The sequence below is a fragment of the Pseudoxanthomonas japonensis genome (assembly GCF_010093445.1).
In the GTDB taxonomy this organism is placed as follows: Bacteria; Pseudomonadota; Gammaproteobacteria; order Xanthomonadales; family Xanthomonadaceae; genus Pseudoxanthomonas_A; species Pseudoxanthomonas_A japonensis.
Map to the genome: position 1 here is coordinate 250706 of NZ_PDWW01000001.1, position 22010 is coordinate 272715.

Below are 22010 nucleotides of genomic sequence, written 5' to 3' on the forward strand. Positions count from 1 at the left end.
ATGGCCGCATGACGAACCCCACCTTCCCCTCGGCCTCCGGCCCGATCACCCTCGACGGTCCTGACGGCGCACTCGAAGCCCATGTCGACTGGCCGGAAGACGGCGAGCCGGTGAAGGCCATCACCGCGATCGTCTGCCATCCGCTGCCCACCGAAGGCGGCACGATGCACAACAAGGTCGTGGTGATGGCCGCGCGCAGCCTGCGCGAGCTCGGCGCGGTGACGGTGCGCTTCAACTTCCGCGGCACCGGCGCATCGGATGGCCTGTTCGACCACGGCGACGGCGAGACCGACGACCTGCGCGCGGTGGTGCAGTGGGTCCGCGAACAGCGCCCCGGCACGCAACTGTGGCTGGCCGGCTTCAGCTTCGGCGCGTACGTGTCGCTGCGCGCCAGCGCCGACCTGCAGCCGGACGCGCTGGTCTCGATCGCGCCGCCAGCCGGCCGCTGGGACTTCGCCGCGATCACGCCGCCGACCTGCCCGTGGCTGGTGATCCAGGGCGAGCAGGACGAGATCGTCGAGCCGCAGGCGGTGTACGACTGGATCGATACGTTGAAGCAGCCGCCGGAACTGATCCGCATGCCGGAAACCAGCCACTTCTTCCACCGCAAGCTGATGGACCTGCGCGGCGCCATCAAGCACGCGATGAAAGGCTACGTGCCGGCGTGATGGCGGACGACGCACGCACCACGGCGCCCACGCCGTCGCAGATGTACGCGCGCGGCGCGGCGCAGGGGCAATGGCAGGACGACCCGGCGCAGCATCCCGCGCTGGCGCAGCTGGACCGCATCCACACCGCACTGCTGGCGGAACCGGCATCGCCGGGCATGTTCGGCCGGCTGTTCGGCAAGGTACCGGAGACCGTGCAGGGCCTGTACTACTGGGGTGAGGTCGGGCGCGGCAAGACGTTCCTGGTGGACCTGTTCTACGACACCCTGCCGCTGCCGACGTATTCGGTGTCGCAGAACAAGGCGCACGGCGAGGGCGGCGGCAAGTACCGCACGCACTTCCACCGCTTCATGCGCGGCGTGCACGAACGGTTGCGCGAACACGCGGGCGAAAGCGATCCGCTGGCCAAGATCGTGCGCGAGGCACGCGGCAAGCTGCGCGTGCTGGTGCTGGACGAGTTCTTCGTCACCGACATCGGCGATGCGATGCTGCTTGCGCGGCTGCTGGAGCGCATGTTCGCCGAAGGCATCACGCTGGTGACCACGTCAAACACAGCGCCGGAGAACCTGTACAAGGACGGCCTGCAGCGCGCGGGCTTCCTGCCGGCCATCGACCTGCTGCAACAGCACTGCGTCGTGCTGCGTTCGGACGGACAGGAAGACTATCGCCTTCGTGCGCTGACGCGTTCGCCGGTGTACCGCACGCCGCTGGATGGCGAATCCGATGCGTGGCTGGCGTCGCGCTGGCGCGAGCTGACCGGTGGCGAGGACGCGCATGCGGGCAACATCGAGATCGACAGCCGCAAGATCCCGGTGCGCGGTCGCGGCAAGAGCATCGCGTGGTTCGATTTCCCCGCGCTGTGCGAGGGCCCGCGAGGTACGACGGACTACATCGAGGTCGCGCACGAATTCAACACGGTGTTGCTGGGCGGCATTCCCACATTCGACCGCATGAACGAGGACGCGGCGCGCCGCTTCGTCAACCTGATCGACGAGCTGTACGACCGCCACGTCAACCTGGTCTGCACATCCGCCGCCACGCCGACCGCGCTGTACACCGGCACGCGACTGCAGGGCGCGTTCGAACGCACGGCCTCGCGCCTGATCGAGATGCAGAGCGCCGAGTACCTGGCCACGCCGCACAAGGCCTGAGCAATGGAGCGCGTGCCCGCCGCGATCGCCGACGCACTGCAGCGGACGATCGAAGGCGGTGGCCGGATCTGCGTGCTGACCGGCGCCGGCATGTCGGCCGAGAGCGGCATTCCCACCTTCCGCGGCACGCACGACAGCCTGTGGTCGCGCTTCGATCCGATGCAGCTGGCGAGGGCCGAGGCATGGTGTGCGGATCCTGCGCTGGTGTGGGGCTGGTACCGCTGGCGGATGCAGCTCGTCCGCGATGCGCAACCGAATGCGGGGCACCAGGCACTGGCGGATCTCGCACGCCGCGTGCCGCTGGCGCTGGTCACCCAGAACGTGGACGACCTGCACGAACGCGCCGGCAGCACCGTCGACGCACATGTGCACGGCAGCCTGTTCGCCCTGCGCTGCTTCGCCTGCGGGCGGACGCACCATGGTCCGCTCGACGACTACGTGGATGGGCAGCAGAAGGTCGCGCCGCTGCGCTGCACGGCCTGCGGGGACGCGATTCGTCCGGGTGTGGTGTGGTTCGGTGAATCGCTGCCGGACGAGGCATGGAATACCGCAGTAGACGCGGCCACGCGCTGCGCGTTGATGCTGGTGGTCGGCACCTCGGGACTGGTGTATCCCGCCGCCGGCCTACCCGCGCTGGCGCGTCGCCATGGCGCGACCGTGGTCGAGATCAATCCGGAACCGACCGCGCTGTCGGCGGAGGCCGATCATGTGTGGCGTTCGACGGCGGCACAGGCACTGCCGCAGCTGTTGGCCGTCTGACGCGTCCAATCGAAAGCTTCACGCACCGCTCGCCAGACTCGCAACGACTGCCGCGGAGGAGACCGCCATGAAACCCATCGTCCGTGTTCCGCTGTTCGCCGCGCTCGCGGCCGCGCTGCTCGCAGGCTGCGAACGCGCGCCAAAGCAGGAAGACGTCGAAGCCGCCGCGCAGGCCGCGGCCGAGGTCGCCGATCCCGCGCCACCCGTCACCGGGCGGGAAGCGCCGCAGTTCCAGTTCTCGGACGACGACATCGGTATCGCGCTGGTGCCGGCGCCTGGCTTTACGCTGAGACACGACTTCACCCGCGACTACCTGTCGGGCGGGGAGTGGAAGACGTTCGCCGCACCGGATGTGCGCGGCGAGCCGCTGGTCGCGCTGGTGCTGGATGGGTCCGACAGGATCACCGCGGCCGAACTGCGCATCGGCACCAGCAGCGACCGTCAGGCGGTGGCGACCTGCCTGGATGCGCCGGAGGGCGCCACGACGGAAGACCCCGACGAAGTACGCATCGACGGGCAGCCGTTCCTTCATTTCCGCGCGGACGATGCGGCCATGAGCCACTACCTGTCGGTCGACGCGTACCGCCATGTGCGCAACGCGCGCTGCATCGCCATCGACCTGCTGATCACGGGCACGCGTCCGGAGGTCTACGACCCCCCGGCAACGCCGCCGTTCGACAACACGACGGCGCGTGCGCGATTGCAGGAAGCGCTGGCGGCGGTGCGGGTCACGCGGTGATCGGTGCCATCCCTTCTCCCCGCGCAACGGGGAGAAGGTGCCCGAAGGGCGGATGAGGGGCGCTCTTGTGAGAGCGAATTACTGCAGGTGCCGCCCCACGAACGCATCCACCGCATCGGTATACGCGGACGGCAACCCCAGCTCGCGGTTCACCTCGCCATGCGAGAGATCCTCCGGCAGTACGTCCATCACTACGCCCAGCATCTTCGCCTTCTCCACCATCGCGCGGCCCTGCGGGCAGGCATCCTGGCGGCGTGTTGAGCAGACGAGCAACATTGGCACTGCGTCGCGGGTGAGCTGGTGGTAGGGCGAAGCGGCGATCCAGTCGGCGGGATCGCGGCCGAACGCGGCGTCGTAGATGCGCGGCAGCGGTGGCTGCTTCATCGTCAGCGGTACGTCCAGCGCGCCGCTGTCCAGCGAGACCACGCCGCGCGGCCGGGTGGCGCCGGCCTCGCGCCACAGCGTGGACGACGCACCGACCAGCGCAGCGAGATGCGCGCCGGCGGAATGGCCCATCAGCAGCACGCGCGAGGCATCGCCGTTCCATCCCGGCGCTCGCTTCTGCACGGCAGCGAGCGCACGCGCGACGTCGCGCGCCTGGTCCAGTGGTGCGGTGTCGGGACGCATGCGGTAATTCGTGGAGATGAAGATGTAACCCTTCGGCAGCCAGTACGCGGCCTTGTTCTCGACCACGCCGGGATTGTCCTTGTTGCCGTTGGCCCAGCCGCCGCCGTGGACGAACAGGAGGATCGGCGCGTTGTGCGCCTGGGCCGGCAGGTAGACGTCGAAGCGCTGGCGCGGGTCGCTGCCGTAGGACACATCGCGCAAGGCGCGTGCGCCGGCCGGCAGCGCCGGTGTGCGTGCGGCCGGCTGGCGCGAGGCCTCGCGCATCTCCTGCAGGCGTTCGCGGAAGGTCTGCGCCGCCAGCGGCAACGCGGTGAGCAAGGCGCAGGCCAGCAGGCCGGCGTGGAGCAGGCGCATCTTCATCGGCTACCTCGTGATGGGCATGTCAGCCCGTGCGCAACCACAACTGCGCGCGCAGGCCGTGGGGGGAATTCGGCAACAGCCGCAGTTCGCCGCCGTGCTGGCGGGCGACGCGGTCGACGATGGGCAGGCCCAGCCCGCTGCCACCCTGCGCCTGGTCGTGGACGAAGGGCTGGCGTGCACGCTCGGCGGCTTCGGCGGACAGGCCCGGGCCGGCGTCGGCCACCTCGACCACCCACGCCGGACCTTCCGCCCACAACCGCAACGACAACGGCAACGCGCCATGCCGCTCCGCGTTGACCAGCAGGTTCTCGACCGCGCGCAGCAGTGCCATCGGTTTGCCGGGCAGCAGCGCATGTTCGGGCAGTTCGACGTGCCACGCTTTCGACATCGCTGCGACCGCGTGGCGGCAGATCGCGGCGAGGTCGACCGACTCGCTGCCTTCGTCGCGGCCATCGCGGGCGAAGGCGATGAACTGGCCGAGGATCGCATCCATCTCCGCGATGTCGCGGTGCATGCTGGCGGTCAGCTCCGGATCGGTGCCGGGCACCATCTCCAGTGCGAACTGCAGGCGCGTCAGCGGCGTGCGCAGGTCGTGCGAGATGCCGGCCAGCAGCAGCGCGCGCTCTTCGGCGGCGGCGCGTACGTCGCGGCTGGCGTCGCCCAGCGCGTGTGCGAGTTCCACCACTTCACGCGGGCCGCGTGCATGCACCGGCGGTGGCGCGTCGCCACGCACGATGGCCGGTGCAGCCGCCGCGAGCTGGCGCAGCGGTTGCACAAGCCGACGGGCGAAGTAGGCCGCCGCCAGCCATACCAACGCCACGCAGCCCACCAGCATGAAGACCGAGAACCGGCGCATGCCGGTGCCGGGACGGTCGTAGGCGAACGACACCCACAGCGGTTCGCGCGTGGCCGGTTTCAGCCAGATCACCCGCAGGCCACGCCCGGCATCCATCCGCAGTTCGCGACCTGAGCCCAGCGTGCCGGCGGCCTGTTCGCGCAGTTCCCGCAGCAGCGGCGCGAAGCGCGGTCGCGCGTCGGCCGGCGGCGTGGAGCGCACTTCCAGCCCGGCGTCTCGCAACTGCGCGACGGTCTGCGCATGAGGCTGATGGCGGTCGAGCGCTTCGACGACGGCGGCGAATCCCTGCATCGCACGCAGCAATTGGTCCGCCGCGGGCCGCGTGGCCAGTTCGCGCCCCAGTGCGAGCGCCAGCACGCCCGCGCCGACCAGCACCAGCGCGATCACCAGCACCAGTTGGCCAAACACGCTGCGCGGCACGGGCGTCTTCATGCTGCGGCCTCCGGCGGCACGAATACATAGCCCACGCCCCAGACCGTCTGGATCAGGCGTGGCTGTCGGGGATCGTCTTCCAGCAGGCGACGCAGGCGCGCGATGGTCACGTCCATGCTGCGTTCGAAGGCCTCGTGCTCGCGACCGCGCGCCAGGCTCATCAGGCGGTCGCGGCTGAGCGGCTGGCGCGGATGCCGCAGCAGCACGGAGAGCACGGCGAACTCGCCGCTGGTCAGCCGCAGCAGTGCGCCGTCGCGGGTCAGTTCGCGTCGCCCGAGATCGAGGCGGAATGGACCGAACGCCACCTCGCCACCTTCGGCCTGCGGCGCGCCCGCCACTGGCCGCGTGCGCCGCAGCACCGAGCGGATGCGCGCCAGCAGTTCGCGTGGATTGACCGGCTTGGGCACGTAATCGTCGGCGCCGATCTCCAGCCCGACGATGCGGTCGATCTCGTCGCCCTTCGCGGTCAGCATGACGATGGGCGTGGCATCGCCCTGCCCGCGCAGGCGCCGGCAGATCTCCAGCCCGTTCTCGCCCGGCAGCATCAGGTCGAGCACGATCAGGTCGAAGTGGCCGCGATCCAGCGCCTGCCGCAACTGCGCCGCATCGCCCACGCCGCGCACGTCGAAGCCCTGCGACTGCAGGTAGCGCTGCAGCAGCTCGCGCAGGCGCAGGTCGTCGTCGACCAGCAGCAGGCGGGGGGAAGTCTCGTCCATGCAGCCACTATCGCCCGCCGTCGCGACGGCCCGCAAACCCCGTCGCGGGTCGGTGTGTAAGCAGATGTTTCAGACGTCCGTGGCAGACACATCCACTGGCAAGTCCGACACACCTGCGGCCGTGGCGCCGCCTACCGTGGTCCTGCCGCCACCTCCCCCGTGCGGCCACCCCATCCCCGACGAGGATTCCGCCATGAGCAAGACCCCGTTCCTGATCGCCACCATATTCGCCCTGTGCGCCACCACCGTGTTCGTCGACCACGCCGAAGCGCGCGAGCGCAGCCGCGCCGTGCAACGTACCGGGCAGGGCGGCAGCGTCGCCGTCGACCGCAGCAACGCGCGCTTCGACAGCCAGCGCCAGCGCGCATGGCAGGCCGATGGCCAGGGCAACGCCAGCGCTTGGCGCAACGGCAGCATCGCCGGCACCAACGGCGGCAGCGCCAGTGTCGACCGCGGCGCCTACCGCAACGCCGACGGAAGCGCCGGCCGCCAGGGCAGCGCCTACGTCAACGGCCCCCACGGCGGCACTGCCAGCACCAGCGGCGGCATCAGCCGCGATGCCGACGGCAACGTCAGCGGCGCGCGCAGCACCACCGCCACGGGCGCCAACGGCAACGGCTACACCGGCAGTACGACGGTCTCCGGCGGCACCGTGACGCATACCGGCACCTGCACGAACGCCAGCGGCGAGACGATCGCCTGCACGCGCGGCCACTGAGGCCTTCCTCCCCACGTTTTCCGCAGGCGCGGCGGGCTGGCGACCCCCTACGCCGCACGGATGCATTCCCGCACCGCCGCGCCTGCTCCTGTTCCCCACCGGAGATCCCCGATGTCCCGTTCCATCCTGCTTCCCTTGGCCACCGCACTGTCCGTGTTCGCGCTGGCCGCCCCTGCCACCGCGCAGCAGCGCACGCTCACCGACGAACAGAAGGCGACGCTGCTCGAGCGCCTGAAGGACGCCGACGCCAACGGCGATGGCCTGATCGACAAGGCCGAGGCCGAGGCGAAACTGCCGCGCGTGGCCAAGCGCTTCGACACGCTGGATGCCGACGGCGACGGCAAGCTTTCACCCGACGAAATGCGCGCAGCCGGCCAGAAGATGGCCGCGCGGCGCACGCGCTGAGGCCGGGCGATGGAGGACATCCGCCTGTTCGCCGGCTTGCCGCTGCCGTTGCTGGTCCTGGTGGCCGTTGCCGCGCTGGAGGCGGCATGGCTCGCGCGGCGCGGCGTGCGCTACGACTGGAAAGGCTACTGCGCCTCGTTCGGCGATGCCGCCGGGCGTGCGCTGCTCGGCCTGCTTATCCAGGGCGGTGTGGTGGGCGTGCTGCTGTTCGCGATCTGGGAGTTCCGCCTGACCACGCTCGCCATGGACCAGGCCTGGCACTGGATCGCGCTCTTCCTCGGCCAGGAGTTCTGCTACTACTGGATGCATCGCGCCGACCACCGCGTACGCTGGTTCTGGTTGAACCATTCGGTGCACCACTCGGCCGAGCAGTACAACCTGTCCACCGCGTACCGGTTGGGCTGGACCGGCAAGCTCACCGGCGCAGCGCTGTTCTTCGGCCCGCTGGTCTGGCTGGGCTTCCCGGTGCCATACGTGCTCGGCGCGCTGGCGGTGAACCTGCTGTTCCAGTACTGGCTGCATACGGAACTGGTGCCGCGGCTGCCGCGCGCGGTCGAGTTCGTCTTCAACACGCCGGCGCACCACCGCGTGCACCATGCCAGCAATCCGGAATACCTGGACTGCAACTACGGCGGCGTGCTGATCGTGTTCGACCGGCTGTTCGGCACCTGCCGCGAAGAACGGCCGGACGTGCCGATCCGCTACGGCCTGGTGGAGCCGGTGCGCAGCTACAACCCGGTGAAGATCGCCTTCCACGGCTGGGTGAAGCTGGCCCGCGACCTGCGCCGGACGCGCAGCCTGCGGCAGGTGGTGCTGACCCTGTTCGGGCCGCCGGGTTACGCGCCGGGCGCCATCGCCGAGCGCCGTCCGGATCGCTGAGAGTGGCCGGGGCAGGCGCGGGGGGCGACAATACGCGCCCCTCGCGGCCCCACGCCGCCCGCCTGCCGAGCCCCATGACCGCCTTCGTTACGACCGACCGCATCCGCAGCCTGTTCGCCCAGGCGATGTCCGACATGTACCGCACCGAGGTGCCGCTGTACGGCGACCTGATCGAGCTGGTCGGCGAGGTCAACGACGCGACGCTGCAGCGGGACACCGCGCTGGCGGCGCGCCTGCAGCGCAATGCGGAAACCGAGCGCCTGGATCTGGAGCGCCATGGCGCCATCCGCGTCGGCACGCCGGCCGAACTGGCGATGCTGGGCCGCGTGTTCGCGCTGATGGGCATGCACCCGGTCGGCTACTACGACCTGACCGTGGCCGGCGTGCCGGTGCACGCGACCGCGTTCCGTCCGCTGACCGAGGCGGCACTGGCCGCCAATCCGTTCCGCATCTTCACCTCGCTGCTTCGGCTGGAGCTGATCGCGGACGAGGCACTGCGCGCGGAAGCGGAAAAGATCCTGGCCAGGCGCGACATCTTCACCGCCGGTGCGCGTGCGCTGGTGGCGCAGGCCGAGCGCGATGGCGGATTGAATGAAGCCGATGCGCAGCGCTTCGTCGCCGAGGTGCTGGAGACCTTCCGCTGGCATGGCGACGCGACCGTGTCGTTGGCCACCTACGAAGCGCTGCACGGCCTGCACCGGCTGGTCGCCGACGTGGTCAGCTTCCGCGGCCCGCACATCAACCACCTCACCCCGCGCACGCTGGACATCGACGCCGCGCAGGCCGCGATGCTCGAGCGCGGCATCCAGGCCAAGGCGCTGATCGAAGGTCCGCCGCGGCGTGCCGTGCCGATCCTGCTGCGCCAGACCAGCTTCAAGGCGCTGGAAGAGGAAGTCGCCTTCCCCGATGCCACCGGCACGCTGGTGCCCGGCCGCCACAGCGCGCGCTTTGGCGAGATCGAACAGCGCGGCCTGGCACTGACGCCGGCCGGCCGCGAGTTGTACGACCGCCTTCTGGCCGGGGTGCGGCAGGCAGGCGGGGCGGGCAACACGTCGGCGGACTACCCGCAGCGGCTGGCGGCGGCGTTCGCGGCCTTCCCGGACGACGAAGCGACGCTGCGCCGCGAAGGCCTCGGCTACTTCCGCTATCGCCTGACCGACAGCGGCGCCGGCTTGCCGGCCACCGAGCGCGCGGCGATGACGCCGGATGCGCTGGTCGAGGCCGGCCACGCCGTCGTCGATCCCATCGTCTACGAGGACTTCCTGCCGGTCAGCGCCGCGGGCATCTTCCAGTCCAACCTGGGAGGTGGCGAACAGCGCGCGTACGACGCGCACGCGAACCAGGAGGCGTTCGAGGCGGCGCTGGGCAAGACGATCCACGACCCGTTCGCGCTGTACGCGCAGGCGCAGGACGCCTCGATCGCAGCGCTGCGGACTTGATGGCGGCTCCCCTCTCCCTGCGCCGCAGGGAGAGGGTGCCGAAGGCGGGTGAGGGGCGAACGGAGCCCGGACAGCGAACGCGTCGGATCGAAACAACATGGTGGGTATCGAACGACCTGCCGTGCGCCCCACCATCGTGCGCGCCCCTCATCCGCCCCCGTATCACGTAAGGGGCAGGCTCTTCGGGCACCTTCTCCCCGCCTAGCGGGGAGAAGGACTCGATGAGAAATCCGTGAAACCCGCGCCCTGCCGACGCCCGCTGTTCCACACTACATTTGGTGTTGACGCTTCCATACACCCCCACTATCTTGTGGCCGTCGGTTCCGGGGGTGGCTAGCCTCCGGATGAAAAGGGAAGCCGGTGACGCCTCGCGCCACTCCGGCACTGCCCCGCAGCGGTAATTGGGAACGACCCCGCCACACAGCACTGAGGCCCAGCCTCGGGAAGCGGCGGACTAGGAGGAAGGCCAGCCTTCCGTGCCCATGAGTCCGAAGACCTGCCGACAGCCGCGCGTTGCACACCGCGCGGTGCCGGCCGCGGATTCTCCGGGGGGAGATGGCTGGCGAAGCAGGGCGCCCGCAGTCCGTCTGCGTGGTCTCGGTCCCTGCGACGCCGCTTCCCCACTGTGATCCTCCATCCGGCCTTGCGCAGCCCCGCGAGGGACGGGCCGCCGCGTGCACCATGCATGGAGGACTCTCGTGACCCAGACCGACACCGCCGTCGCCGACGCCGGCACCACCCCGTCCCAGAAGGACGCGTTCGCCCTGACCCCGCCGCCCACCGCCACCGCGATGAGCGTGACCAAGCGCAACGGCGGCCGCGAGCCAGTGGACCTCAACAAGATCGTGCGCGCCGTGCAGCGCAACTGCGAAGGCCTGCACGCCATCGACCCGATGCGCGTGGCCACCCGCACCATCTCGGGCCTGTACGACGGCGCCAGCACGCGCGAACTGGACGAACTGTCGATCCGCACCGCCGCGCTGCTGACCGGCGAAGAGCCCGAGTACAGCCGCCTGGCCGCGCGCCTGCTGGCCGCCTACATCGCCAAGGAAGTCACCGGCCAGGAGATCCACGCGTTCTCGCAGTCGGTGACGCGCGGCCACGAGGTCGGCCTGATCAACGACCGCTTGCTGAACTTCGTGCAGACCAACGCGCGCAAGCTCAACGACGCGCTGGACGCCTCGCTCGACCTGCACTTCGACTACTTCGGCCTGCGCACGCTGTACGACCGTTACCTGCTGCGCCACCCGCACACGCGCAAGGTCATCGAGACGCCGCAGCAGTTCTTCCTGCGCATCGCCTGCGCGCTGAGCGAGGATGTGCCGGAAGCGCTCGCGCTGTACCGCCGCATGGGCAACCTGGACTACCTGCCCAGCTCGCCGACGCTGTTCAACAGCGGCACCACGCACGAGCAGCTGTCGTCGTGCTTCCTGCTGGACTCGCCGCAGGACACGCTGGAATCCATCTATGCCAGGTACGGCGACATCGCCCAGCTGAGCAAGTTCAGCGGCGGCATCGGCGTGAGCTATACCCGCGTGCGCTCGCGCGGCTCGCTGATCAAGTCCACCAACGGCCACAGCAACGGCATCGTGCCGTGGCTGAAGACGCTGGACTCCTCGGTCGCGGCGGTCAACCAGGGCGGCAAGCGCAAGGGCGCGGCCTGCGTGTACCTGGAAACCTGGCACGCCGACATCGAGGACTTCCTGGAACTGCGCGACAACACCGGCGACGAAGCGCGCCGCACGCACAACCTCAATCTGGCCAACTGGGTGCCGGACCTGTTCATGAAGCGCGTCGAGGCGGACCAGGAATGGTCGCTGTTCGATCCGCGCGTGGTGCCGGAACTGACCGACCTGTATGGCGCGGCGTTCGAACTCGCCTATACGCAGGCGGAACTGCAGGGCAAGGCGATGAAGACCCTCTCCGCCCGCAAGCTGTACGGCCGGATGATGCGCACGCTGGCCGAGACCGGCAACGGCTGGATGACGTTCAAGGACAAGTGCAACGCCGCCAGCAACCAGACCCTGCGCGCCGGCAACGTGATCCACCTGTCCAACCTGTGCACCGAGATCCTCGAGGTCACCTCGGCCGAAGAGACCGCGGTGTGCAACCTCGGTTCGATCAACCTGGCCAAGCATTTCGACAGCGATCCGGACACCGGCCGCATCTGGTTCGATTTCGACAAGCTCGCCGAGACCGTGCGCCTGGCCGTGCGCCAGCTGGACCGCGTGATCGACCTGAACTTCTATCCCATCGAAACCGCGCGCCGCGGCAACCTGCGCTGGCGCCCGGTCGGCCTGGGCTGCATGGGCCTGCAGGACGTGTTCTTCAAGCTGCGCCTGCCGTTCGACAGCGCCGAGGCGCGCGCGCTGTCGGCGAAGATCGCCGAGACCATCTACTTCCACGCACTGGAGACCTCGGTGGAGCTTGCGCAGGAACGCGGCCGCCATCCGTCCTTCGCCGACACCCGCGCCGCCAATGGTGAGCTGCAGTTCGATGCCTGGAACGTCGTGCCCGAGAACACGGAGCGCTGGGACGCGCTGCGCGAACGCATCAAGGAGCACGGCCTGCGCAACTCGCTGCTGATCGCGATCGCGCCGACCGCGACCATCGCCTCGATCGCCGGCTGCTACGAATGCGTGGAGCCGCAGGTGTCCAACCTGTTCAAGCGCGAGACGCTGTCGGGCGACTTCCTGCAGGTCAACCGCTACCTGGTGGACGAGCTGAAGAAGCTGGGCCTGTGGACGCCGGAAACGCGCGACGCGATCAAGCTGTCCGAAGGGTCGGTGCAGGGCTTGGCGCAGGTGCCGGAGGCGCTGCAGCAGGTCTACCGCACCGCGTGGGAACTGCCGATGCGCTCGCTGATCGACATGGCGGCCGGCCGCGGTGCCTTCATCGACCAGTCCGCCTCGCTCAACCTGTTCATGGAAAGCCCGAACATCGGCGCGATGTCGTCCATGTACATGTACGCGTGGAAGCAGGGCATCAAGACCACGTACTACCTGCGTTCGCGCCCCGCAACGAAGATCGCCAAGACCACGGTCAGCACCGTCGCGACCACCGACCCCAAGCGCGAATACACCCCGACCGAAGCCATCGCCTGCTCGCTGGAGAACCCGGAAGCCTGCGAGGCGTGCCAGTAACCCAACCCCTGCGTCGGCTCCGGCCGACGGACCCTGGAACAGGAACATGGAGGTTCCCGGCGCATGGAGGCGCCAACTTCACTTGCACGACCCCCTCCCCCGCGTGCGGGGGAGGGCTGGGGTGGGGGCAGACCGAAGCCGCAGGAGGCGAACCGACGCGCTCCGACCGGCGTCATCGCGCCCTTCCCCACCCTCCACGCGAACCGATGCGCACCCGCTTCGTTCGCCCCCATCCCAGCCTTCCCCCGCATGCGGGGGAAGGAGCAGAACAGGACCACCGCACCATGTCCGCACAACCCAAGCAGATGCTGCTCGACCCCGGTTTCGAACTGACGCTGCGCCCGATGCGCTACCCGCAGTTCTATGACATGTACCGCGACGCCATCAAGAACACGTGGACGGTGGAGGAGATCAACTTCCAGATCGACATCACCGACCTGCACTCCAAGATGACGCCGGCCGACCGCCACCTGATCCACCGGCTGGTCGCCTTCTTCGCCACCGGCGATTCCATCGTGTCGAACAACCTGGTGCTGAACCTGTACCAGCACCTCAACGCGCCCGAAGCGCGCATGTACCTGTCAAGGCAGCTGTATGAGGAAGCGCTGCACGTGCAGTTCTACCTGACCCTGCTGGACAACTACCTGCCGGACCCGTCCGAGCGCTTCAAGGCCTTCGCCGCGGTGGAGAACATCCCGGCGATCAAGAAGAAGGCCGACTTCTGCTTCAAGTGGATCGACAGCATCCAGGACCTGAAGCGGATCGAGACGCGCGAGCAGCGCCGCCAGTTCCTGCTCAACCAGATCTGCTTCGCCGCCTGCATCGAAGGCCTGTTCTTCTTCGCCGCGTTCGCCTACGTGTACTACTTCCGCTCGCGCGGCCTGCTGCCGGGCCTGGCCAGCGGCACCAACTGGGTGTTCCGCGACGAGAGCTGCCACATGGAGTTCGCGTTCGAATGCGTGCGCACCGTGCGCGAGGAAGAACCGGACCTGTTCGACGACCGCATGCAGCAGCAGGTCTACGACATGCTGGAAGAGGCAATCGAGTGCGAGGTGCAGTTCGCCGAGGACGTGCTGTCCGGCGGCGTGGCCGGCATCTCGACGCGCGACATGCGCCAGTACCTACAGCACTGCGCCGACCAGCACTTCGCCAAGCTCGGCATGCCGAAGCGTTACGACGTGCGCAACCCGCTGCCCTTCATGGAGCTGCAGGACGTGCAGGAACTGACCAACTTCTTCGAGCGCCGCGTGTCCGCCTACCAGCTTGGCGTGCAGGGCGAGGTCGGCTTCGACCACGCGTTCTGAGGCGTCGGATCGCTGGCAATGCACATGTGGGAGCGACGTGAGTCGCGATCGCGGCGATGGGCACCTCGTGGTGCTGCAGCGTCGCGGGTCATGTTGATGACGAGGACCGCGGTTTACTTGGCCCAGCGAATGTCCAGACTCTTCGTTCTGGCATTCGCGACTCACGTCGCTCCCACATCGGTCTCCGCGAGTGTCACGACGACCAGACACCCCGCGCGCTATCCTCCCACCGGGAGCACGCCCACCGGAGCACCGCCATGACCGACCTGCCCAATGCCGAAGCACGCCCCACCGAAGCGCGCCTGCTGCACATGGTCTTCCCCGACCACACCAATCACCTGGGCACGCTGTTCGGCGGCCAGGCGCTGGCGTGGATGGACATGTCGGCCTTCATCGCCGCCTCGCGCTACGCGCGCACCACGGTGGTCACCGCGCGCTCGGAACAGGTGGACTTCAACCAACCCATCCACAAGGGCGATCTGGTTGAAGTGGTATCGCGCGTGGTCAAGGTGGGGCGCAGCTCGATGAACGTCGACGTGGAAGTCATCACCGAGAACCTGCTGACCGGCGAGCGGAAACTGTGCACGCGCGGTCACTTCGTGATGATCGCACTCGACCCGCTGGGCCGGCCGACGCAGGCACCGCCGCTGAGCTCTGCGTCGTAGGGCGGGCTCAAGCCCGCCTTCGTGTGGCGTGGATCATCGTGGACGATGATCAAAGGTGCGCGCTCCGATGCTTGTCGTCGCGAGCGTCGGGATGGCAATGGCGGGCCTGGGCCCGCCCTACGTCGTCTATGCAGCCTGATCTCGCCTGTGCTGCCCCATAGGGCGGGCTCAAGCCCGCCTTCGTGTGGCGTGGATCATCGTGGACGATGATCGAAGGCGCGCGCTCCGATGCTTGTCGTCGCGAGCGTCGGGATGGCAATGGCGGGCTTGAGCCCGCCCTACGTGTGTTCGATGGCAATGCCGGCGGCTTCGAGCGCGGTGCGTGTCGGCGCATCACCTGACGGCGTGACCGGGCGCGTCAGGTCCCACAGGAAGCGCACACGGAATCCGGCCGCTGCCGCGTCCTGCGCCGACCACAGCACGCAGTAGTCGCGCGCAAGTCCGCAGACATGCACCTCCTCGATGCCGCGCTCGCGCAGCCAGCCGGCCAGGCCGGTGGTCGGCCGCGTGCCGTCCGGGCCGTGGTTCTCCTGGAACGCGCTGTACGAGTCGACCTGCGGGCGCGTGCCCTTGCGCAGGATCAGGTCGACCGGCGTCCAGTCCACATCGGTCGCCAGCGCCGCCCCCGGCGTGCCCTGCACGCAATGGTCCGGCCACAGGACCTGCGGCTGGCCGTGCAGCGAGATCGTGTCGAACGGCGCGCGTTCCGGATGGCTCGACGCGAACGAGGCATGCCCGGGCGGATGCCAGTCCTGCGTCGCCACGACGGTGGTGTAGCGACGGGATGCGAGCAGTGCGGCGATGCCCGGGACGATGGCGTCGCCGTCGTGGCAGGCGAGCGCGCCGCCCGGCATGAAATCGGGCTGCAGGTCGATGACCAGCAGGGCGATGGACGGAGCGTACGGCATCGACATGGGAGCGGCAGGAATCCGGAGCAGCGACGTGCAGCCTAGCAGCCGCGTCGTCGCGGTGCCTTGCGTTCGTGCAAGGCACCGCGCTTCGATCCGCCTGCGCTACGCCGCGCGGACCAGTCCGGCCCGCAGCGCGTGCGCGGCCGCCACCATCCGCGTCAATGCCTCGCGCACTTCCGGCCAACCACGCGTCTTCAAGCCGCAATCCGGATTGACCCAGATCTGCTCCGGCGCCAGCACGGCGCGCGCCTTCTCCAGCAGGTCGATCATCTCGCTGCCGGTGGGAATGCGCGGCGAATGGATGTCGTACACGCCGGGCCCGATATCGTTGGGATAGCGGAACTTCACGAACGCGTCCAGCAGCTCCATGCGCGAGCGCGAGGTCTCGATGGAGATGACGTCGGCGTCCATCGCGGCGACCGCATCGATGATGTCGTTGAACTCGGAATAGCACATGTGCGTGTGCACCTGGGTGTCGTCGGCGACGCCCGCGGCGCTGATGCGGAAGCATTCCACGGCCCAGTCCAGGTAGGCCTGCCAGTCCACACGCCGCAGCGGCAGGCCTTCGCGCAGGGTCGGCTCGTCGATCTGGATGACGCGGATGCCGGCCGCTTCCAGATCCAGCACTTCGTCGCGCAGCGCCAGCGCGATCTGCCGGCACGTCTGCGCGCGCGTCTGGTCGTCGCGTACGAACGACCATTGCAGCACGGTCACCGGCCCGGTCAGCATGCCCTTCATCGGCCGGTCGGTCAGCGACTGTGCGTACTGCGACCAGCGCACCGTCATTGGCGCGGAACGCGACACGTCGCCGTAGATCACCGGCGGCTTCACGCAACGCGAGCCGTAGCTTTGCACCCAGCCGTTCTTGGTGAAGGCAAAGCCGGCCAGCTGCTCGCCGAAGTATTCCACCATGTCGTTGCGTTCGAACTCGCCGTGCACCAGCACGTCGATGCCGATCGCTTCCTGGAAGCGCACGCAGCGCTCGGTCTCCTCGCGCAGGAAGGTCTCGTAGTCGGCATCGGACAGCTTGCCAGCCTTGTTGCGCGCGCGCGCCTCTCGCACCTCGCGGGTCTGCGGGAACGAGCCGATGGTGGTGGTCGGATACGCAGGCAGTCCGAGCAAGGCGGCCTGGGCGATACGACGCTGCGGATACGGCGAATCGCGGTCGATGTCACCCGCCTCCGGCGAGGCTAGGCGTGCCGCGACTTCGGGACGATGGACACGCGCGGACTGGCGACGCGATTCGATGCGGTCGCGGGCCAGCGCGAGCCCAGCATCGGCGGCGCGTGGATCCTGCAACGCGTCGGCCAGCAGGCGTAGTTCCTCGATCTTCTGGCGCGCGAAGGCCAGCCACGACTTCAGGTCGACCGGCAGCGCCTTCTCGCCCGCGAGATCCACCGGCACGTGCAGCAGCGAGCACGATGGCGACAGCCACAGTGCATTTTTGCCCACATGGCCTTGTGCGTACTTCGCCAGGATCAGCGCGTTGTCGAGATTGGTGCGCCAGATATTGCGGCCGTCCACCAGCCCCGCCGACAGCACGCGCCCCTTCGGCAGCTGCTTCAGCACCTCGTCCAGTTGCTCCTTGCCGCGCACCAGGTCGACGTGCAGGCCGTCGACCGGCAGTGCGCAGGCCAGCGGCAGGTTGTCGCCGAGGCGGCCGAAGTAGGTGGCGAGCAGCAGCGACGGCCGCGTTCCCTTCGCCAATGCGGCGTAAGCGCGGAGATAGGCATCGCGGGCGGCATCGTCGAGATCGAGCACCAGGCAGGGCTCGTCGATCTGCACCCAGTCCGCGCCGGCATCGTGCAGCTTCGACAGCAGGTCCGCGTACACCGGCAGCAAGCGGTCCAGCAGGGCGACGCGGTCGCTGCCGTCGACGGTCTTGGCCAGCAGCAGGAAACTCACCGGTCCCAGCAGCACCGGCCGTGCGGCGTGACCGGCGGCGCGGGCTTCCAGGAATTCCGCAACCGGCTTGTCTCCGCGCAGGCGGAAGTCCTGCCCGGCGTGCAGTTCCGGCACCAGGTAGTGGTAGTTGGTGTCGAACCACTTGGTCATTTCCAGCGCGCGCAGGTCGGTGCCGTCGCGCTGCACGCCGCGGGCGAGGGCGAAGTAGCCGGCGAGCGGATCGGCGTCCGCCAGCGTGCGATAGGCGTCGGGAATGGCATCGAACAGGAAGGCGGTGTCCAGCATGTGGTCGTACAGCGCGAAGTCGTTGCACGGCACCACATCGGCGCCGGCATCGCGTTGCAGCTGCCAGTGGCAATGGCGCAGGTCGCGTGCGGTGCGCTGCAGGTCGTCGGCGGTGGTGTCGCCGCGCCAGTAGCTTTCCAGGGCGGCTTTCAGTTCGCGCTTCGCGCCGATGCGCGGGAAGCCGAGGGTGGTAACGGTGGTCATGGTGCGTGTCCTCATGCGTGGCGGATGAGGAACGAAGGAACCGCGCGCCGGACCGGAGCCCGCCACGCCAGCGACCTTCGCCCCCGCGGGCGAGCCGGAGTGCCGAAGTCGGGCGCAGGAGGACGCATCCGGGGCAGGCGCGCGCGGACACGGGCTCCGGCCACCTCCCCTCGGAAGCTCCAGGTCAGTCGGAGGACGGTCGTGTCCTCCGGCCAGGGCAGGTCTTCGGGCTCATGGACGGGCGCTGTTGCGCTGGCCTACTTCCCGCCGCTTCCCGGTCCGCGTGGACCAGTGCTGTTGGCGAGGTTCGTTTCCAAATACCGCTGCGGGGCAGCGCCGGAATTGGCCCATGGAACAGGCCGCACCGGCTTCCCTTTTAATTCCATCGCTTCATTTGGATGAAGAGATGGAAACCTTGGCGGGGACGAACGTTACGCCCGCGGCGGACGAGGCGTCAAGCGTTGCGACAGGATCCGCCCCACGCGTCGTGAGGAGGTCACCTGCATCGCCACGTCACGGCATACCGCTGGCCGTGGCGCGGCAGGTCAGGTCGATGCTGACGGTACTGCCGGCGGGAAGCGCGGGGATGGCAACCCCGGCCTGCAGGCCGGTGGCCGTCAACGGCGTGGGACAGCTGGCACCGCCCGTCGCCGAACAGGTCGGCACAGCCAAGCCGGCAGCCGTGCAGTCCAGGCCCGCCACGGCCGGATCGCGCACGACCGTGCCGGTGGCCGCTGCAACACCGGGATTGCGCACCACCAACGTGAAGACGACTTCATCACCGCGGACCACCGTGTCCGCCGACGCGACCTTGGTGATCGAGACGTCGGTCTGATTGCTGTCGTTGTTGTTGATCGTGCAGGTGGCCACATCGCCTGCGGCCAGCGCGATGCTGTTGCCGACCACGGCCGCGCCGCCGTTCTTGACGCAGCTGTAGCTGCTGGCGGTATAGCCGGTGGGCGTTGCGCTCTCCGAGAGCGTGTACGTACCGGGGTTAACCGTCGCATTCGTGACGGCCGCCGAACCTGTCGCCCCGCTGATGGCGGTCGGACCTGCCGCCGACAGCGTCCATGCCGTCGGCAGCTGCGTGCCGCCGTTGTCGTTGGTCACTGTCTTGCGCAGCGTCAGCGTGGCAGGACGGTCGTCGTTGTTGATCGTGCAGGTGGCGGTATCGCCTGCGGCCAGTGTGATGCTGTTGCCCGACACCGCCGCGCCACCGTTCTTGACACAGCTGTAGCTGCTGGCGGTATAGCCGGTCGGCGTTGCGCTTTCCGACAACGTGTACGTGCCTGGATTGACCGTCGCACTGGTCACGGCCGGCGTGCCGGTGGCACCGCTGATGGCGGTCGGACCCGCCGCCGACAGCGTCCACGCCGTCGCCGGCTGCGTGCCGCCGTTGTCGTTGGTCACCGTCTTGCGGAGCGTCAGTTGCGTTGGCCGCGTGTTGGTGAACGTGCAGGTCGCGTTGGTCCCTGCTGCCGTCGCCGCTGCGCTCAACGTAACCCTTCGCGTGGCCAGGTTCACCGTCGTCGAGCCGGCGGGCACACCCGTGCACGCGATGTCGGTCAACGCAAAGCCCGCGGGCAGTGCGTCTTCGGTGATCGTGGTTGCCTGGCCGACCGTGGTCAGCATCTGCACCGCGCCAGCGACCGGTGTCCCCGACGTCGCGGTGGCAATCGTCTGGTTCGCGATGCCGTTGTTGCCACTGAACGTGAAGCTGCCGGTTCCACCGATGCTGGTCTTGCGGATCGTCACCCGTGGACGAAGGGCATTGCTGAACGTGCAGGTCAGGTCGTCGCCCGCCAACGGGGTCACCTCGAACGTCGTGTCGCTGCCGCTGGGTGTCTGCCCGCCGGAACGGGCATTGGTGCAGCTGTAGGTCGTGGCGTAGTTGCCGAGAACGGCACCGGATGCACCCGTCTCCGACAACGTATAGGTCGAGCCTGCCGTTGCGGTCGTATGCGTGACCGTGCCCGTCGCGGTAGTGCCCGAGCCGGTGGTGGTCACCGCTGCCGGGGCATCGGTGCCCGCGATGGCCAGCCTGAACTGGTCGCCCGCCGCCGATCGACCGTTCGGCAGCGCCTTACGCAGGCGCAGGGTCGCGATGCGGGAATTCGTGAACGTGCAGGTGAGGTCGTCGTTGGCTGCCGGCGTCACGGTGAAAGATGTGCCGCTGCCGCTGGGTGTCTGCCCACCCGTCCGCGTGTTGGTGCAGGCATAGGTGGTCCGGTAGTTAGACAGCACGGTCGCAGGGCTGCCCGCCGCCGCCTCCGACAAGGTGTAGGCCGTGCCGGCCAATGCCGGCTCGAGCGTCGCGACTTGGGTGGGCGTGTTGGTCGTTCCACTGGTCGTTGCCACCACATCCGCGCCCGTACCGCCAGCGATGCGCAAGTGGAACTGGTTGCCGCTCACTGCACGACCATGGGGCAATGACTTGCGCAGGCGCAGGATGCCTGCATCGAGAACCTTGCCGATGTAGAGCTTGAAGTATTCCGTATCGACGGGCGACCAACCTCCAGGCAATTCCGTTCCGGAGGATGTGATTGCCCGCGTGATCGTGATCCGGCTGTAACAGGTGCCGGCCGCAGGACGAACGAGCGCAGGCACCGCGTCCCGATTGCCGTTGTAGGTGGACAAGGTGCCCACCGAAACCACATAGCCGCCCGACGTGGCGGCACCGGTCACGGGTGTCGAGAAGACAGCCCCTGCAGCCCCGTCGGTTGCCGTGAACCCCGTCGGCGGAATGATGCTGCTCCATCCCGAGTAGTTCGTTTCGGCAGTGCCGTTGCAGCGCGTGGCTGTCACGATCCACCGTGAATTCAACCGCGACCCTTTGGGCCCGCTGATGTTGGGGTAAACCCCCCCCAGTCCGACCAGCGTGTCGCCACCGGCGCGATTCGCGGCCGGGAAGTCCATTGTCAACACGTGCTCGATGGTGCCGACGTTGGTGGAGGTGTTCCAGGTCGCCATCGCGGACCGGGGGCCGATACTGCCGTAGGGAAACTGCGTCTGGAAGGGGGCGGTCGCTTCCAGGGCGGCCAGTTCCTCCACCGGCGCGGCATCCACCTGCGGGTACCCGGCCATGTAGCTGTAGGTCACGGACGAGCCGTCGCGCCGATAGCTCGACGCGATGGTCACGGTCACATTGCCGCCGCCCGGGTAGGCCGCGGAGGTCGGACTCGAAAAGTCCGCCCAGTCGACGACCTGCTGTGCCGATACGGGCGCCGCGATGCCGAGGGCGACCAGACCGCAGGTCAATGCGTTCCGCACATGCCGGCGGCGGCCTGCGATGGCGATCCGATTCAGGTGAGCGTTCAGTGCTGGAATCAGGAATCGCATGTATTTCCTCCTTGAACCTTCATGCTGATGTCGCCGGCAGGCGACGAGATACGTCCGTTTGCAGAAGCCATTGCCCGGCGCCATGCGTCCTCATGCCAACCTGACCGTGTGCGAGCGCCCATCCGCGTCCTCGCCTCCGTCGGGTCACGTGGCGGCGTGCTCACCGGCCATCGATGCGATGGAGGCACGTCGCAAGCATTTCTTCATGGACAGGCGCGGCCGCGTTGAAGCGCAGCGCGTACGAGCGCCGCGCGTGCAATGGCTTCCATCGACTCCCCCTCACGCTGCCTACCCCCGGAACAGACTTGCCGCTGCACTGGCGGCGCCTCGATGCCCCGGCAGAGCAGTGGAGCAGCAAGGTAGTGTCGCGACGAGCGCCGGAAACCGGACAACCGTTGCTCGGATGTGAGGAAATGCCGTCGACTCCTCCCGCACATACGGGCTCATGACGGAGCCGCTTCCGGCTCTATGCGACCGCTCCGTCGCAGTCCACCGGACGCTGGTC

General features: G+C 68.6%; 17 protein-coding genes and 2 riboswitches. Of the genes, 11 read left to right on the forward strand and 6 right to left on the reverse strand.

The features are described 5' to 3' along the window. Positions 1–8 precede the first annotated feature (8 nt). The 4 genes from CSC78_RS01125 to CSC78_RS01140 all read left to right on the forward strand — a co-directional run bounded on the left by CSC78_RS01125 (position 9) and on the right by CSC78_RS01140 (position 3317). Complete coding sequence (locus CSC78_RS01125; protein WP_162336064.1) at positions 9–668, forward strand: alpha/beta hydrolase; 660 nt, start codon at positions 9–11, stop codon at positions 666–668. Continuing rightward, positions 668–1819: a cell division protein ZapE gene (gene zapE / locus CSC78_RS01130; RefSeq protein WP_162336065.1), complete on the forward strand. Its 1152-nt coding sequence runs from the start codon at positions 668–670 to the stop codon at positions 1817–1819. The genes CSC78_RS01125 and zapE overlap by 1 nt, the downstream gene beginning before the upstream one ends. Before the next feature lie 3 nt (positions 1820–1822). Further along, the gene (locus CSC78_RS01135) at positions 1823–2578 is read left to right on the forward strand and encodes an SIR2 family NAD-dependent protein deacylase (RefSeq protein ID WP_162336066.1); all 756 of its coding nucleotides are present in this window, start codon (positions 1823–1825) and stop codon (positions 2576–2578) included. A gap of 67 nt (positions 2579–2645) precedes the next feature. Then, the gene (locus CSC78_RS01140; RefSeq protein ID WP_162336067.1) at positions 2646–3317 is read left to right on the forward strand and encodes a hypothetical protein; all 672 of its coding nucleotides are present in this window, start codon (positions 2646–2648) and stop codon (positions 3315–3317) included. Positions 3318–3395: 78 nt separating this feature from the next. Here CSC78_RS01140 and CSC78_RS01145 read toward each other — a convergent pair whose 3' ends face one another. From CSC78_RS01145 to ompR, 3 genes are read right to left on the reverse strand one after another with little or no spacing between them, the layout of a single operon-like run. Further along, positions 3396–4304, reverse strand: a complete 909-nt coding sequence (locus CSC78_RS01145; RefSeq protein ID WP_162336068.1) for an alpha/beta hydrolase — start codon at positions 4302–4304, stop codon at positions 3396–3398. Positions 4305–4326: 22 nt separating this feature from the next. Further along, positions 4327–5592, reverse strand: a complete 1266-nt coding sequence (locus CSC78_RS01150; RefSeq protein WP_162336069.1) for an ATP-binding protein — start codon at positions 5590–5592, stop codon at positions 4327–4329. Next, positions 5589–6308 (reverse strand): osmolarity response regulator transcription factor OmpR, encoded by a 720-nt coding sequence (gene ompR / locus CSC78_RS01155; protein WP_162336070.1) that lies wholly within the window; start codon positions 6306–6308, stop codon positions 5589–5591. Before ompR ends, CSC78_RS01150 begins: the two co-directional genes overlap by 4 nt. 193 nt (positions 6309–6501) lie before the next feature. On the opposite strand from ompR, the gene CSC78_RS01160 reads away from it, so the two are divergent. From CSC78_RS01160 to CSC78_RS01190, 7 genes are all read left to right on the forward strand, one after another. Then, positions 6502–7026 (forward strand): hypothetical protein, encoded by a 525-nt coding sequence (locus tag CSC78_RS01160; protein WP_162336071.1) that lies wholly within the window; start codon positions 6502–6504, stop codon positions 7024–7026. Positions 7027–7137: 111 nt separating this feature from the next. Beyond that, positions 7138–7431 carry an EF-hand domain-containing protein gene (locus CSC78_RS01165; RefSeq protein WP_202924087.1) on the forward strand — a complete coding sequence of 98 codons (294 nt, stop codon included), beginning with the start codon at positions 7138–7140 and terminating at the stop codon, positions 7429–7431. 9 nt (positions 7432–7440) lie between these two features. Further along, positions 7441–8310 (forward strand): sterol desaturase family protein, encoded by an 870-nt coding sequence (locus CSC78_RS01170; protein ID WP_162336073.1) that lies wholly within the window; start codon positions 7441–7443, stop codon positions 8308–8310. Positions 8311–8384: 74 nt separating this feature from the next. Next, entirely contained in the window at positions 8385–9749 is a 1365-nt protein-coding gene (gene hglS / locus CSC78_RS01175; protein ID WP_162336074.1) for a 2-oxoadipate dioxygenase/decarboxylase HglS, read from the forward strand. 301 nt (positions 9750–10050) lie between these two features. Next, positions 10051–10267: riboswitch (cobalamin riboswitch) on the forward strand. 273 nt (positions 10268–10540) lie between these two features. Beyond that, on the forward strand, positions 10541–12892 hold the full coding sequence (locus tag CSC78_RS01180; RefSeq protein ID WP_162336192.1) for a ribonucleoside-diphosphate reductase subunit alpha: 2352 nt from the start codon (positions 10541–10543) through the stop codon (positions 12890–12892). A gap of 284 nt (positions 12893–13176) precedes the next feature. Continuing rightward, complete coding sequence (locus CSC78_RS01185) at positions 13177–14196, forward strand: ribonucleotide-diphosphate reductase subunit beta (protein WP_162336075.1); 1020 nt, start codon at positions 13177–13179, stop codon at positions 14194–14196. A gap of 257 nt (positions 14197–14453) precedes the next feature. Next, on the forward strand, positions 14454–14861 hold the full coding sequence (locus CSC78_RS01190) for an acyl-CoA thioesterase (RefSeq protein WP_162336076.1): 408 nt from the start codon (positions 14454–14456) through the stop codon (positions 14859–14861). Positions 14862–15139: 278 nt separating this feature from the next. On the opposite strand, the gene pncA is transcribed toward CSC78_RS01190, so the two are convergent. The 3 genes from pncA to CSC78_RS01205 form a co-directional block, all read right to left on the reverse strand. Next, on the reverse strand, positions 15140–15775 hold the full coding sequence (gene pncA / locus CSC78_RS01195) for a bifunctional nicotinamidase/pyrazinamidase (RefSeq protein ID WP_162336077.1): 636 nt from the start codon (positions 15773–15775) through the stop codon (positions 15140–15142). A 99-nt stretch (positions 15776–15874) separates the two neighbouring features. Further along, positions 15875–18166: a 5-methyltetrahydropteroyltriglutamate--homocysteine S-methyltransferase gene (gene metE, locus CSC78_RS01200; RefSeq protein WP_162336078.1), complete on the reverse strand. Its 2292-nt coding sequence runs from the start codon at positions 18164–18166 to the stop codon at positions 15875–15877. 199 nt (positions 18167–18365) lie between these two features. Continuing rightward, positions 18366–18599, reverse strand: a riboswitch (cobalamin riboswitch). Between the two features lie 80 nt (positions 18600–18679). Further along, the gene (locus CSC78_RS01205; protein WP_162336079.1) at positions 18680–21505 is read right to left on the reverse strand and encodes a prealbumin-like fold domain-containing protein; all 2826 of its coding nucleotides are present in this window, start codon (positions 21503–21505) and stop codon (positions 18680–18682) included. Positions 21506–22010 lie beyond the last annotated feature (505 nt).

Excerpts from the sequence above, each read along its gene's own strand:
- CSC78_RS01150 (WP_162336069.1), bottom strand. The coding sequence starts at position 5,592 with ATGAAGACGCCCGTGCCGCGCAGCGTGTTTGGCCAACTGGTGCTGGTG.
- CSC78_RS01135 (WP_162336066.1), top strand. The coding sequence starts at position 1,823 with ATGGAGCGCGTGCCCGCCGCGATCGCCGACGCACTGCAGCGGACGATC.
- CSC78_RS01165 (WP_202924087.1), top strand. The coding sequence starts at position 7,138 with ATGTCCCGTTCCATCCTGCTTCCCTTGGCCACCGCACTGTCCGTGTTC.
- CSC78_RS01160 (WP_162336071.1), top strand. The coding sequence starts at position 6,502 with ATGAGCAAGACCCCGTTCCTGATCGCCACCATATTCGCCCTGTGCGCC.
- hglS (WP_162336074.1), top strand. The coding sequence starts at position 8,385 with ATGACCGCCTTCGTTACGACCGACCGCATCCGCAGCCTGTTCGCCCAG.
- CSC78_RS01140 (WP_162336067.1), top strand. The coding sequence starts at position 2,646 with ATGAAACCCATCGTCCGTGTTCCGCTGTTCGCCGCGCTCGCGGCCGCG.
- CSC78_RS01190 (WP_162336076.1), top strand. The coding sequence starts at position 14,454 with ATGACCGACCTGCCCAATGCCGAAGCACGCCCCACCGAAGCGCGCCTG.
- pncA (WP_162336077.1), bottom strand. The coding sequence starts at position 15,775 with ATGTCGATGCCGTACGCTCCGTCCATCGCCCTGCTGGTCATCGACCTG.
- CSC78_RS01180 (WP_162336192.1), top strand. The coding sequence starts at position 10,541 with ATGAGCGTGACCAAGCGCAACGGCGGCCGCGAGCCAGTGGACCTCAAC.
- CSC78_RS01145 (WP_162336068.1), bottom strand. The coding sequence starts at position 4,304 with ATGAAGATGCGCCTGCTCCACGCCGGCCTGCTGGCCTGCGCCTTGCTC.
- ompR (WP_162336070.1), bottom strand. The coding sequence starts at position 6,308 with ATGGACGAGACTTCCCCCCGCCTGCTGCTGGTCGACGACGACCTGCGC.
- zapE (WP_162336065.1), top strand. The coding sequence starts at position 668 with ATGGCGGACGACGCACGCACCACGGCGCCCACGCCGTCGCAGATGTAC.
- metE (WP_162336078.1), bottom strand. The coding sequence starts at position 18,166 with ATGACCACCGTTACCACCCTCGGCTTCCCGCGCATCGGCGCGAAGCGC.
- CSC78_RS01205 (WP_162336079.1), bottom strand. The coding sequence starts at position 21,505 with ATGCGATTCCTGATTCCAGCACTGAACGCTCACCTGAATCGGATCGCC.
- CSC78_RS01185 (WP_162336075.1), top strand. The coding sequence starts at position 13,177 with ATGTCCGCACAACCCAAGCAGATGCTGCTCGACCCCGGTTTCGAACTG.
- CSC78_RS01170 (WP_162336073.1), top strand. The coding sequence starts at position 7,441 with ATGGAGGACATCCGCCTGTTCGCCGGCTTGCCGCTGCCGTTGCTGGTC.
- CSC78_RS01125 (WP_162336064.1), top strand. The coding sequence starts at position 9 with ATGACGAACCCCACCTTCCCCTCGGCCTCCGGCCCGATCACCCTCGAC.